Origin of the sequence: Sagittula stellata E-37, assembly GCF_039724765.1 — a bacterium.
GTDB lineage: Bacteria > Pseudomonadota > Alphaproteobacteria > Rhodobacterales > Rhodobacteraceae > Sagittula > Sagittula stellata.
Window position 1 is genome coordinate 3,670,943 of record NZ_CP155729.1, and the last position, 13,317, is coordinate 3,684,259.

At 62.5% G+C, this 13,317-nt stretch carries 11 protein-coding genes; 1 reads left to right on the top strand and 10 read right to left on the bottom strand.

Going from position 1 to position 13,317, the window contains the following annotated elements; all coding sequences use genetic code 11:
• Window positions 1-28 precede the first annotated feature (28 nt).
• The 8 genes from ABFK29_RS17515 to ABFK29_RS17550 all read right to left on the bottom strand — a co-directional run bounded on the left by ABFK29_RS17515 (window position 29) and on the right by ABFK29_RS17550 (window position 9,685).
• Complete coding sequence (locus tag ABFK29_RS17515) at window positions 29-1,288, bottom strand: PAS domain-containing protein (protein WP_005859031.1); 1,260 nt, start codon at window positions 1,286-1,288, stop codon at window positions 29-31.
• Between the two features lie 83 nt (window positions 1,289-1,371).
• Complete coding sequence (locus ABFK29_RS17520; protein WP_040604564.1) at window positions 1,372-2,622, bottom strand: PAS domain-containing protein; 1,251 nt, start codon at window positions 2,620-2,622, stop codon at window positions 1,372-1,374.
• Between the two features lie 157 nt (window positions 2,623-2,779).
• A complete protein-coding gene (locus ABFK29_RS17525) occupies window positions 2,780-3,964 on the bottom strand; it encodes an ABC transporter permease (protein WP_005859035.1) in 1,185 nt (394 codons plus the stop codon).
• A gap of 3 nt (window positions 3,965-3,967) precedes the next feature.
• On the bottom strand, window positions 3,968-5,680 hold the full coding sequence (locus ABFK29_RS17530) for an ABC transporter permease (RefSeq protein WP_005859038.1): 1,713 nt from the start codon (window positions 5,678-5,680) through the stop codon (window positions 3,968-3,970).
• Window positions 5,677-5,967: a DUF1330 domain-containing protein gene (locus ABFK29_RS17535; protein ID WP_005859040.1), complete on the bottom strand. Its 291-nt coding sequence runs from the start codon at window positions 5,965-5,967 to the stop codon at window positions 5,677-5,679. The genes ABFK29_RS17530 and ABFK29_RS17535 overlap by 4 nt, the downstream gene beginning before the upstream one ends.
• Window positions 5,968-6,096: 129 nt before the next feature.
• Window positions 6,097-7,200: an extracellular solute-binding protein gene (locus tag ABFK29_RS17540; RefSeq protein ID WP_005859042.1), complete on the bottom strand. Its 1,104-nt coding sequence runs from the start codon at window positions 7,198-7,200 to the stop codon at window positions 6,097-6,099.
• A gap of 154 nt (window positions 7,201-7,354) precedes the next feature.
• The gene (locus ABFK29_RS17545; protein ID WP_040604598.1) at window positions 7,355-8,467 is read right to left on the bottom strand and encodes an extracellular solute-binding protein; all 1,113 of its coding nucleotides are present in this window, start codon (window positions 8,465-8,467) and stop codon (window positions 7,355-7,357) included.
• A gap of 114 nt (window positions 8,468-8,581) precedes the next feature.
• The gene (locus ABFK29_RS17550) at window positions 8,582-9,685 is read right to left on the bottom strand and encodes an ABC transporter ATP-binding protein (protein WP_040604565.1); all 1,104 of its coding nucleotides are present in this window, start codon (window positions 9,683-9,685) and stop codon (window positions 8,582-8,584) included.
• A gap of 720 nt (window positions 9,686-10,405) precedes the next feature.
• Here ABFK29_RS17550 and ABFK29_RS17555 point away from each other — a divergent pair.
• Window positions 10,406-11,602, top strand: coding sequence for a M24 family metallopeptidase (locus ABFK29_RS17555; RefSeq protein WP_005859048.1), 1,197 nt, complete (start codon window positions 10,406-10,408; stop codon window positions 11,600-11,602).
• A gap of 135 nt (window positions 11,603-11,737) precedes the next feature.
• On the opposite strand, the gene ABFK29_RS17560 is transcribed toward ABFK29_RS17555, so the two are convergent.
• Window positions 11,738-12,253 carry a L,D-transpeptidase family protein gene (locus ABFK29_RS17560; RefSeq protein WP_005859050.1) on the bottom strand — a complete coding sequence of 172 codons (516 nt, stop codon included), beginning with the start codon at window positions 12,251-12,253 and terminating at the stop codon, window positions 11,738-11,740.
• Window positions 12,253-13,254: an LLM class flavin-dependent oxidoreductase gene (locus tag ABFK29_RS17565; RefSeq protein WP_005859051.1), complete on the bottom strand. Its 1,002-nt coding sequence runs from the start codon at window positions 13,252-13,254 to the stop codon at window positions 12,253-12,255. The genes ABFK29_RS17560 and ABFK29_RS17565 overlap by 1 nt, the downstream gene beginning before the upstream one ends.
• Window positions 13,255-13,317: the final 63 nt, after the last annotated feature.

Genomic DNA, 13,317 nt, shown 5'->3' on the forward strand with positions numbered 1-13,317 from the left:
GTCACGCGACGACAAACTTTGCTTCGGCTCAGATCAGGGACCGCAACATCGCCGTGTTTCCCTGGATGACCGAATTGAGTTCCACGACACGAGCCAGCCTGCGTTCGATTTCGTCCTGACAGGCATCCAACTGTTCGACGATCCCGGACAGGGCCGTACCGGAATTGTTCAGCGCCGCGCTCTCGATCTTGCACATCATCCGCGTGGAGCTGAGGCCGGTCACGTAACGCTTCATGTCCAGCACGCTACGGGCGAAGCGCTTTGCTTCCGCTTCTACATCGCCGAGCGATTCGGCGGTGGCTTCGAGGAAACTGTTGCGCACCTCGTCGCATCGGGCCGCCTCCGTTTCGGTCGACACGTTGCTTGGATAAGCGTCGCGGTGCTTTTCCCGCTCCTCTTCGAAGATGCCGATCATCTCACGCTCGACCTGCGTGGCGAATCCCAGAAACTGGCCTTTGAAGATCGCGTCGCGGATGCGGGCAAAAACGCAGGCATCGCCGTCGACAAAGGTATCCACCCAGGTCGACATCTCTTCGAGCATCTGGCTGTAGTTGACCGAGATCGCACTTATAGGGCCGCCGGCATTTTCCAGGCGAGAGGCGATGATCCGCATGTTCATCGGTACGGTACGGATCGCTTTGAACGCTTCGGTCATCTCCGTCGTTTCGACATGCACCTGCGTGATTGCGCGCGACATGTCGAGGAAGCGCCGCTGGAGCGGGTCCAGTTGGCGGCCCATCTGCTGAGCACGGGTTTCAGCCTCCGTCGCCATGGCGTGGCTCTGGAAAGCGTCATAGCTCGAATAGCCGGCCTTTTTCAGGGTCTCCAGCAAGGCGTCGGCACTGGCGGAGGGTTTCAACCCTTCTTCCCGTTCCCGGGCCAGAAGGGCCTTGTAGATCTGTTCAACGGTGCCCCGCAGTGGCGAGGCGGGCTTCAGCCGGGTCGACACATAGCCGCCTTCGATCGGGGCGATAAGCGCGAACACCCAGTAGTACCGGCCATTCTTGCACCGGTTCTTGACGTATCCGCCAGTAGGTTTGCCCTGAGCCAGGCGGCGCCAGATCAGTTCGAAAACACCTTTCGGCATGTCAGGATGACGAACGAGCTTGTGCGGGGCGCCGATGAGTTCGTCCCAGTCATATCCTGCGACCCGCTGGAACACGGTGTTTCCGGCCTGGATGACACCCCGCTGATCGGTGCGGGAGTAGAACAGCTCCGAAAGATGGAACTGTGCCTCCGATCCCGCGTAGCTGCTGTCGGCGATAAATCGCGTAGTTTGGTCTGTCATTCGTCCGGCCCCTGAAAACGACCCGGCTCACTCTGTGCCGGATGCCTTGAGAAATCATGAATGCCTTCCCTGCCCCGCGCAGTTCAGGACATGCTTCTCAGCATTGCACTGTGACCCTGAATGTTCGAGTTCAGTTCCACCACCTTCGCGAGGCGGCGCTCGATCTCGTCCTGCCGCTCGTCGAGTTGTTCGACGATGCCGTTCAGGGCCGTGTCCGAGTCCCCCAGCGAGGCGCTCTCGATCTTGCACATCATCCGCGTGGAACTGAGGCCGGTCACATAGCGCTTCATGTCGAGAACGCTGCGGCTGAGACGGCGCACTTCGGATTCGATCAGCTTCAGGGAGTCCTGCGCCTCGTCCTGGAAACGAAGCGCCTCGCGCTCAAGAGTTTCCTTGTCCTCGGCCAAGAGCGTGGCGTCTTTTATGCCCGCCAGGTCATTTGCGAAACAAAGCGACATGGAGGACTGCATCGACGACGCACAGACGAGAAATTGTCCCTGCTGGATCGCGGACTTGATGCGGGCAAAGGTACAATCCGGTCCTTCGGCGAACTGCTTGATCCAAGTCGACATTTCCTCGAGCATCTGGCTGTAGTTGACCGAGATCGCGCTGATCGGACCGCCCGAACTTTCCAGACGCGAGGCGAGGATGCGCATGTTCATCGGCACGGTTCGGATGGCGCTGATGACATCCACGAGACCTTCGACCTCTGCCCCGAGTTCGCTGATCGTGTCGAACATCGCGAAGAAGCGCAGCTGCATCGGTGTCAGTGGCATGTGAACCAGTTTCGAGGTGTTCTCCATCTCCGTGCGCAAGGCGTGCGCCATGAAGGCTTCGTAGTCGAGAAAACCCATGTCGGCGATTTTCGCCAGGAGACGCTCAGCGCTTTGTTCCGGAGTTACGCCCTCGTTTTGCTCCGCGTCCAGGAGGTCCTTGTAGATCGCCTCGATCTCTGCCCTGAGTTCTGTCGTCGGTTTCATCCTGACCGATAGGTAGCCCTCGGGGATCTTCCAGGTGAGGGCCGTGACCCAGTAATGGCGTCCGTCCTTCGTGCGGTTCTTGACATAGGCCACCATCTTCTTGCCGGACTTCAGACGGTTCCAGAACAGGTGGAAAACACCCTTGGGCATATCGGGGTGGCGGACCAGTTTGTGCGGCGCGCCTTTCAGTTCGGTCCAGCCGAACCCGGAAATCCGGCGGAAGACCTGGTTGCCCTCGACGATAACGCCGCGGTCGTCCGTGCGGGAATAAAAGAGCTCGCCGGGATCGAATGCCACTTCGGCACCGGACAAGGTCCTGGTCTGGGGGGCAAGTTGTCTGTCGTGCTGGCTCATGACCGGATCCTTGTTGGGTTCGCCGGCCAGCATCCGCAAGATATGTTGTCAGAACGTGAAAACGGCAGGCACATCGCAGCGCCCGCCGTCAATTCTCTTCGTAAAATTGAGGGGTTAACCCAGTTTCCGGTTAACCGGACCCCGACAATTCGAACGATCAGCCCGGGCTCATGCCCCGCATCCGTTCCGACCGGCGTCGCAGAATCTCGACAGTTGTCAGGAGCATGATCGAGATCGCCACGAGGATTGTCGCCACTGCAAGGATTGTCGGCGAAATCTGCTCCCGGAGGCCGGTGAACATCTGCCACGGCAGGGTCTGCTGCTTGGCCGAACCGACGAAAAGAACGACCACCACTTCGTCGAAAGAGGTGATGAAGGCGAAGAGACCACCGGAGATCACGCCCGGCAGGATCAGCGGCATCTGGACCCGGAAGAACGTCGTCACCGGGTTGGCGCCCATGTTCGCCGCGGCCCGCGTCAGCGACCGGTCAAAGCCCACGAGCGTGGCGGTCACAGTGATGATGACAAAGGGAATGCCAAGCGCCGCGTGGGCCAGAACCACCCCGAACAGCGTGCCCTGCAGACCGATGCGCGAGTAGAAAAAGTACATGCCCGCGGCCGAGATGATGAGCGGCACGATCATCGGAGAGATCAGGATCGCCATGATCGCCCGGCGGAACGGCACATGCTCGGACGAGAGGCCGATCGCCGCAAGCGTCCCGAAGCTGACCGACAGGAACGTTGCGAAAGGCGCGATGATCAGGGAGTTGCGCAGCGCCTGCTGCCATTCCGACGAGGTAAAGAAATCACGGTAGTGCTTCAACGAGTAGCCCGCAGGGTCGAAGCGCAGCATCTCTGGCGTGAAGGTAAAGAAGTTCTCCGCGTTGAACGACAGCGGCATCACCACGAGGATCGGCGTGATCAGGAACACGAAGATCGCGCCGCAGATTGTGCGGAAACTGTAGTGCCACAGGACCTGTCCAGAGGTGAGATACGGCGGCAGCGGAACGCGGTAGCGGCCCATGCCGATCCAGTAGATCAGGATGCCGAAGACGTAGCCGAAGATGGCGCCCATGACGGCGCCAGGCAGGCCGGCCAAGAGGAAACCGGCCACGGCAAGAAGGGCCACGAGCCCCCACTTGACCGAGGTTTCCATCTTCGGGTCCAGGACTTCCATCGCGACATAGGTGATCGCGGCAAGCACCACGAACCCCAGGACGATGCCCAGAAGGACAGACCCGTTGGCAGCGCCGATGAACACCCCGGCGAAGGCCCCGAAGCCGCCCATGACAGGGGCGATGAAGCTGATGGGTTTCTTGATCGCTTGCGTTTCAACAGCCATGGATCAGCCCCCCAGCTTCACGTTGTCGATGCCGACGATCTTGTCGTAGGCCCAGTATAGGATCAGCACCACCGCCAGCAGGATCGTCCCCAGCGCGGCCGCGAGACCCCAGTTGAGCGACGAGGAGATGTGGTAGGCGATCCGGTTCGAGATGAACGTACCCGTCGTGCCACCGACGATCTCGGGCGTGATGTAGTACCCGATGGCAAGAATGAACACAAGGATCGAGCCCGCGCCGATGCCGGGCACCGACTGCGGGAAGTAGACCCGCCAGAAGGTCGTCCAGTTGGTGGCCCCCAGCGACTTCGCCGCGCGGACGTAGGTCGGCGGGATGGTCGCCATCACCGAATACATCGGCAGGATCATGAACGGCAGCAGGATGTGTGTCATGGCGATGATCGTGCCGAGCTGGTTGTTGATCATCACCAGCCGGTTGTCGTCCGCCACGAGGCCGATCCAGACAAGCACGTCGTTGATGACCCCCTGTTGCTGCAACATCACCTTCCAGGCGGACGTCCGGACCAGAAGCGACGTCCAGAAGGGCAACAGCACCAGGATCATCAGGAGGTTCGCGGTGCGTGCCGGCAGGTTGGACAGCAGGTAGGCCACGGGATAGGCCAGAGCAATGCAGCTGAAAGTGATGACCATCGACATGAACATCGTGCGCTTGAACAGCAGCCCGTAGATCCGCTCGTCCTCATCCCGCAGCGCCGGCCCCTCTGGCGTCTTCTGCATGTCGATGGAGTTGAGGAAGTAGCCGTTGGTGTAATTCGGCGAATACATCTTGATCGTCTTCCAGACGTCGATGTCCATCCAGTCCTTGTCGATGTCCTCAAAAACGGTGCGGACGTCGACGGTCTCGAAATCCGGGCTGTCGACAAGCGCATCTGCGGCCTTCAGCATCTCGGCCTGCGGGCCGGTGTAGTCGGACATGTCACCCGCCGCGAGGTCGCGATAGAGCATCGTGTGCACCAGCGACCAGGGTTCTTCCTCCAGCGGGCTTTTCTCTTCCTCGGTCTGCTGGAAGCGGGCGAAGTCGCGATAGGCGATGGAGGCGTTGGGCAGCCTTTGCACGATGTCGTCGCGCAGTTCGAATTTCGGCATCCGTCCGCGATCATCCTCGGAGGCGTTGTCCCACTCCTCCTGGGCGGCAATCCACTCAGGATCGCCCATGAGCTGAGCCCACGGCAGCGCCTCGTCCCAGTTCTCGTCGAGGTCCTCGAACTGATCCTGATACACTTCGCCGATGTCATCGAGACCGCGGCCAGATTTGCGGAACAGCGAGGAAACGCCGGTCAGTTCGTAGTTCAGACGGGTGCCGAGGCGTGTATGAAGCTTCCGTTCAGCGGCCAGGAAGATGTCTTCGTAGGCGGCGTTGAACACCGTTTCGCCGGGCAACTCTCCAGACTCATCGTCCCAGCTTTCAAGCGCAACCACCGTCTTTGGCAGGGTCTCGGAGACGATCTGGTTCTCGACAGAGCGGAACAGCATATCGACAATCGGTGCGATGAAGGTCACCAGCACGAAGATCAGCAGCGGCGCAATAAGCAGCAAAGCCCGCATCTTCTGCCTTCGCAGCGCCCGCGCAAGGCTCCTTTTCAGCGGCGTGCCATCCGCCGCGAGCATCGGCCCTGACTGAGCCTTGTCCGCGGCCCGCAGGGCGTTGTCGGGTGTCGGTCCTTCGATCTTGTCTGGATCGGTGGTCGCGTCGGTCATTCTGCCCCCTCGACCACGAGTATCACGCTGTCCGCCGTGTTGTGGCGGATCTGGGCGACCTCCTGGTACTCCGGATCGTTGTAGGCCGCCAGCGCGGCCGCGTAGCTGGGAAATTCGATGACGACGTGGCGGTCGTGGGCCGTGCCCTCGACGACCTGGGATTGTCCCCCACGGACGATGAACGTGCCCCCCAAGCGTTTCAGGATCGGCGTGTCGCGTTCGACGTATTCGCGGTAGGCCTCAGGGTGCTTAACCGTGATGTGGCCTATGATGTAGCCCTTGGGCATGGTGCCCCGTCCCCCTGTCGTGCGTTCAGACTGTCGTCTTGTTTTGTGGCCCGTGGCGGCGCGGATGCCCCGCCACGGACGATGTCGGTAGGTAGGGCGGGGCTTTGCGCCGCCGCCCTGCCCGGTTCCTTACTGAGCGAGCCAGGCCTGGAACTTCGCGTCGATGTCGTCGCGGTAGTCAGCCCAGAACTCGTAGTTGTAGAGGAAGGTGTTGCCCGCGTTCGCCGGGTCGGTCGGCATGTGCATCTTCATGTCTTCGGGAACCAGCGGTGCCGAGGACGAACGTGCCGGACCGTAAGAGATGTACTTCGCCTGGTCTGCAAGACGCTGGGTGTCGGTGGCGAACTTCACGAAGTCCTTCACGCGCGCCAGACGGTCTTCGGGCAGACCTTCGGGGATGATCCAGCCGTCAAGGTCGAACACCTGCGCGTCCCACAGCATGCCGATCGGCTGATCCTGCTCGACGATGGCGGAGTACAGACGACCGTTGTAGGTCGATCCCATGAACACTTCGCCGTCGGCCAGAAGCTGCGGCGTGTCGGCGCCCGCGTTCCACCAGACGACCTGGTCCTTGATGGTGTCCAGCTTGGCCAGCGCCTGGTCCTGACCGGCTTCGGTCTCGAGCACGTCGTAGACTTCGTCCTTGGCCACACCGTCACAGAGCAGCGCCCACTCCATGTTGTTGATCGGACGCTTTTCCAGCGCGCGCTTGCCCGGGTAGGTTTCCAGGTCGAAGACGGCGCAGATGTCGGACGGCGGCTCGGTGCCGTCCGGCACGAGGTCCGTGCGGTAGCCGACGGTGGTCGAATACACGATCTGCGGAATGTAGCAGTCGGAGACGATCAGATCGCCGAAGTCGTCCGAAGCGGACGTGCCGTCGGGCGCTTCCGCGAGGATCTCGTCGTGGTCGACTTCCATGGCCAGACCTTCGTCACAGAGACGGATGGCGTCAGAGGCCACAACGTCCACGAGATCCCAGGTCACGTTGCCCGCTTCGTTCATGGCACGCAGCTTGGCCACGGCCTCGGCCGAGGATTCGTCCCACGACACGGATACGTCCGGGTGCATTTCGAGATACGGTTCGACATAGGCCTTCTGCTGGCTGTTCTGGTATGCACCGCCCCAGCTTACGAGGGTCATGTCGGACGCCATGTTGCCATGGCTCTCCGCGAAGGCACCGGTGGCCGCCACGGTGAGTGCCGTCGTCGCCATCAGAGTCTTGGTGAATTTCATTTCGGTCTCCCTTGTCGTCGCGGGACGGTTTCTTCATCCGACCCGCAGTTCACGCAGAGCGGCATGTTCCGCTCCGCCTTTTCCGGACCGGGCCGGCTGGCCACGCTCCGGTAAGACAGGTAGGGCGGTTTCGCGGCCGCCCCACCCGGTTGTCCTATTTGACCAGCCAGGACTGGAAGCGCGCTTCCACGTCGTCCTGGTTGTCCGCCCACCACTCGATGTTGTTCACGAGGAAGTTTTTCTGGTTGGCGGGGTTCGTCGGCATGTGCGGCCCCATCTCGATCCCCAGATCGGCATGGGTCGACACCAGCGGCTGCGACGATGCGCGGGCCGGGCCGTAAGAGATGTATTTCGCCTGGTCGGCGAGGCGCTGCGTGTCGGTGGCGAACTTCACGAAGTCCTTGACGCGCGCCAGACGGTCTTCGGGCAGATCGGCGGGAATGATCCAGCCGTCAAAGTCGAAGACCTGCCAGTCCCAAAGCATGGCAACCGGCTGCTTCTGTTCTTCGATAACAGAAAAGAGGCGCCCGTTGTAGGTCGATCCCATCACGACCTCGCCATCCGCCAGCAACTGAGGCGTGTCGGCGCCTGCGGACCACCAGACCACCTGGTCCTTGATGGTGCCCAGCTTGGCCAGCGCGCGTTCCACGCCGCCATCCTCGTCGAGCACGTCATAGAGGTCCTCTTTCGCGACACCGTCGCAAAGCAGCGCCCACTCCAGGTTCTTCTTCGGGCGCTTCTCCAGCGAACGCTTGCCCGGGAACTTCTCGAGGTCGAAGATCGCACAGACGCTGTCGGGTGTCGCGCCGTTCCACTCCGCCACATCGGTGCGGTAACCGAAAGTGGTGGAGAACACGATCTGCGGGATAAAGCAGTCGTTGATGATGGACGGGCCAAAGTCGTCGGTCGCGCTGGAACCGTCGTCACCGGCGGCAAGATCCTCGTCGAAGTCGATCTCCATCGCGAGACCTTCGTCGCACAGACGCTGGCTGTCGGGGCCTTCGACGTCCACGAGGTCCCAAGTGATGTTGCCGGCTTCGGCCTGCGCGCGCAGCTTGGCCACCGCTTCATTGGACGACTCGTCCCAGGTGATCGACACGCCGGGGTTTGCCTCCATGTAGGGCTTGGCATAGGCCTCGGCCTGGCTGTTCTGATACGCTCCGCCCCAGCTGACGATGGTCATGCTGTCGGCCATGTCCTGCGCGCTGACCGATCCTGCCGCAAGCGACAGGCAGGTTGTGGCGAGAAGGTTCCGCGTGAGTGTCATCCATTTCTCCATAACAACACCCGTTGAAGAAAGAGCCGGGTTACGGGTTACACGACCGGCCCAATTGCAACCGCCTTCGCCCTGTCCGGGAACGGGCGGTATTCTTCCCGTCGCTCAGATGGCGTCGAGCGCGCGACAGTCCTGCGGGAGCCAGCCGATTTCGACCGTGCTGCCGGGCTCCAGACGCACCTGGTCGGGCGCATTGCGCGTCTTGATGACAAAGTCGTCTTTGCCCGCCACCTTCAGCCGTGTGCGGAAGATGTCGCCCATGTAGATGAACTCCAACACCTCGGCCTTCAGCGTGTGCGCGCCGGGCTGCAGGCGGTCCTTGTTGAACTCGACCCGCTCGGGCCGGATGGAGACCTTGGTCCGCTCACCGACCTTCGTCACGTTCACCGGCGTCGCGTCGATCACTTCGCCCCCGTCCAGTTTGACCACGCAGTGGTCGCCCTTGATCTCCTGCACCACGCCCTCAAGCGTGTTGTTCTCGCCGATGAACTGCGCGACGAAGCTGTTCTTCGGCTCCTCGTAAAGCACATCTGGCGGATCGAGCTGCTGGATGCGTCCGTCGTCGAAAACCGCCACGCGGTCAGACATGGTCAGCGCTTCTGTCTGGTCGTGGGTCACGTAAACCGTCGTGATCCCGAGGCTGTGCGCCAGGTTGGTGATCTCGAACTGCATATGCTCGCGAAGCTGCTTGTCGAGCGCGCCGAGCGGTTCGTCCATCAGCACCAGTTCGGGCTCGAAAACCAAGGCGCGGGCCAGCGCGATCCGCTGCTGCTGCCCCCCCGAAAGCTGTGCCGGACGGCGCCCGCCAAAGGCCCCCATCTGGACCATGTCCAGCGCGCGCTTGACCTTTTTTTCGCGCTCGGACTTGCCGATCTTGCGCACTTCGAGCGGGAACGAAAGGTTTTCCGCAACCGTCATGTGGGGGAAGAGCGCGTAGTTCTGGAAGACCATGCCGATCCCGCGCTTGTGCGGCGGAATGTTGTTGATCGGCTTTCCGTCCAGAAGAATTTCACCATGCGTGGCGGTCTCGAAACCGGCGAGCATCATCAGGCAGGTGGTCTTGCCGGACCCCGAGGGCCCGAGCATCGTCAGAAACTCGCCCTTCGGCATCGAGAGGTTGAGGTCTTTCACGACCAGCGTTTCGCCGTCGTAGCTCTTCTGCACACGCTCGAATGCGACGAATGCGTCGCCCGAAGATCCATCTGCCAAAGCAGGCTCCCTGTGTTTTTGTCCCGCGGCTTTGATCCGCTTTTATAGCTTCAAACTAAAACCGGTTACGCTCACGACTGCAAGCATCTCCCCGATACTCGCACACCAGGCAGGCAAATCCGGCACTTCCGGTCAGAAAAACGGCATCAAGCAGGACAATCGACGGGAGATTTGTGGGGGTTCCGGCAATCCTCCTGCAGTGGGAACACCGATCACCACCGGCTTTCTCGCCTAAGACGTGATAAAATGGTGTGCATACACGCATTTGCATCGTTCCTCTCACACAATGGCCGCCCAATTTTATGGCACGCACACCCGGAGCTGATCGTTCAACGCACAACCCTGAAAAGAGGGCGCAGACACGCAATTTGCCCGGTCCCGACGGATGCTCCGCCCTGCCGCAGAATCGGTTCGCGATGGGTGATTCTCTCGCATCGCAAGCGAATCGCCGGCGATGTCGGCCGCCATTTCTCGTGCCAGAAAGCGTGCCGCGAAATGTCGATACCGGCCAGATCGGGGGTGTCCCGGTCCGGGAACGACCGCTTGAACAGGGCACTTCCGAGGTGGGGCTGCACGTGGCCTGGCGATCCGGCCCCCTCAGGATCAGCCCGCTTGTCGGGCAGCCCGGCGAAAAAGCGTCCTTCCGTGTCGCTTCCCGTCTGGACCGCCCGGAACCCCGGCCCCTAGGGTGCCCGAAGACACTTACTGCAGGAGCCCGCCGTGCCGCATCAGTTCGCCAAATCGCTGCCATTCTCGCAGTCCGAATTCGACCGCCGGCTGGCCAAAACGCGTGCCGCCATGGCGCGGCGAAATCTGGATGTGCTCCTGCTCACCGACCCCTCGAACATGGCCTGGATCACCGGGTATGATGGGTGGTCCTTCTACGTGCACCAGGGGGTGCTGATCTTCGCCGACCCCGGCAACGACCCGATGTGGTGGGGCCGACGGCAGGACGGCGCAGGCGCCCTGCGTACGGTCTGGATGGATGATGAGCGCGTCACCAGCTACGATGAGACTTACATCCAGTCGACCGAAAAGCACCCCATGCAGGAACTGGCCGCCCGCCTGCACGACCTCGGTCATGCCACCGCCCGGATCGGCGTGGAGCTGGAAAACTACTATTTCTCCGCAAAGGCCTGGCTGACCCTGCGCGCGGCCCTGCCGGACGCGCATTTCGAGGACGCCACGGCGCTGGTGAACTGGCAGCGCGCGGTAAAGTCGGACGAAGAGCTGACCTACATGCGCTCCGCCGCCCGGATATCGGAGAAGATCATCGACGGTCTCTTGGAAAGGGTCGAACCCGGAATACCAAAGAACGAGATTGTAGCGGAGATCTACCGCGATGCCGTCACCGGCACGGAGGGGCAATGGGGCGATTATCCTGCCATTGTGCCGTTGCTGCCCTCGGGCGCCGATGCCGCGGCCTCTCACCTGACATGGAACGGCAAGCCCTTTGCCACCGGCGAAGCGACGTTCTTCGAGATCTCGGGCTGCGTGCGCCGCTACCACGCGCCATTCTGCCGTACGATCTTTCTGGGCGAGCCGCCGGACTACATCCTGCACGCAGAGGCCGCGCTGGTCGAAGGCATAGAAGCCGGACTGGAGGCCGCCCGTGCCGGCAACCGCGCCTGCGACATCGCCAATGCTCTGAACGCCTCGCTCATCAAGGCAGGCATCACGCGAGGAGCGCGGTCGGGCTATCCCATCGGTCTCAGCTACCCGCCGGACTGGGGCGAGCGCACGATCTCGATCCGTCCCGAGGACGAAACCGTTCTTGAGGCGGGGATGACCTTCCACTTCATGCCGGGGCTCTGGATGGAAAACTGGGGGCTGGAGATCACCGAATCGATTGTCATCCGCGACGGCCAGGCAGCGGAATGCCTATGCGACCGGCCCCGGAAGCTTTTCGTGAAGTGATTTCGACGCCTTCGGCGTCCGGTAGCGCCTGTGGCCGGCGAGGATCAGGTATTTGGACCAAGATGAAGGGAGAGGGTGCGCCTGCCCTTTCAGGTTTGCACTTGTTGCAGGCGATCCTTGGTCCGGGCGGGGGCGTCAGACGAGCGTTTCAGGCACAATGAGCCGTGTGCCGATCCTGATCCGTTTCGCGATGCTCAGGAGATGGTCGGGCCGGAATGCCACGCAGCCTTCGGTCGGGAAACCCTGACGGCGCCAACGGTGGAGAAAGATGGCCGAGCCGCGTCCTTTCTCGGCCCAAGGCCAGTTCCAGTCCGTCAGGAGCACGAGGTCGTAAAGGCGGTCCCCGCGGCGCAGGCGTTCGTGACTCCATGGGTAGGGGGCCCGGACCATGAGGTTGTAGTCCTCGTGGCGCGGGTCGTCGGACCAGAGGTCGCCGGGCCGGATGGGCACCGCCCAGGGGGCGGGCCTGGCGATCCGGTCGGGGCGATAAAGCAGCCCTACGATGTCATGCTTGCCGGAGGGCGTTGCGCCGTCGCCTTCGCGCTTGTCGACGCGCACACCCCCTCGCCCGATGCTGCACGGCCACAGGTTTCCAGCGAACCGGAGCCCTTGCCGGGTCAGAACGAGGTCGTTGCGGGAGTGCGCGCGCATCAGGCGGCTTCGGCCCGCGAAATGCGCTGCATCGCCTCTGCCGCAATCGCGAAGGACTTCACGCGCGCATCGTGATCGTGGATCTGGCCAGTGAAGATGACCTCGTCGGGGCGATGCTCGGCGATCAGGGCGCGCAGCTGCGCCTCCACCTGCGCGGGGTCGCCTACGGCGCTGATGCGCAGGGCTTCGTCGAGCGCCGGCATGGCGCCCTGCGGCACCACATCGGACAGGTCGTCGACGGGTGCGGGCAGCTTGCCCGGCTTTCCGGTCCGCAGGCGGTAGAAGGCCTGCTGCATGGTCGTTCTCAACCGGCGGGCTTCGCGTTCGGTTTCGGCAGCGAAGACGTTGACCGCGAGCATGGCGTAGGGTTTGTCCAAGGTTTCGGACGGCCGGAAGTAGCGGCGATAGACCTCGAACGCCTGCTCCAGTGCGGCCGGGGCAAAATGCGACGCGAAGGCGTAGGGAAGACCCAGTGCCGCGGCCACCTGTGCGCCGTAGAGGGACGACCCCAGAACCCAGAGCGGCACCTCCGTGCCTTCGCCGGGATGGGCGCGGACCGTGCGTTCTTCGACGCGCGGACCGAAGAGCGCGCGCAGTTCGGCGACCTCGTTGGGGAAATTCTCTGCCCTTTCAGGGTGCACGCCCAAGGCCTGCATCACCGCGTGATCACCGCCCGGCGCACGGCCGAGCCCCAGGTCGATGCGCCCCGGGTAAAGCGTCGCCAAAGTGCCGAAGGCTTCCGCAACCGCCAATGGCGCGTGGTTGGGCAACATGATCCCGCCCGCGCCGACGCGCATGCATTCCGTCAGGCCGGCGACATGCCCGATCAGGACCGCCGTCGCCGCCGAGGCAATCCCCGGCATGTTGTGGTGTTCGGCAAGCCAGTAGCGGTGATAGCCCATCGTCTCGGCGCGGCGGGCGAGGTCACCGGTGTTGCGCAGCGCATCGGCGGTTGAACTGCCTTCGGGCACCGGAGCGAGGTCGAGCAGGGAATAACGCATGGGGATCTCCTTCGGGACAAACCTATGCCTGCGGGCGCCCGGCGCAAGACCCGCGCCGCCCTG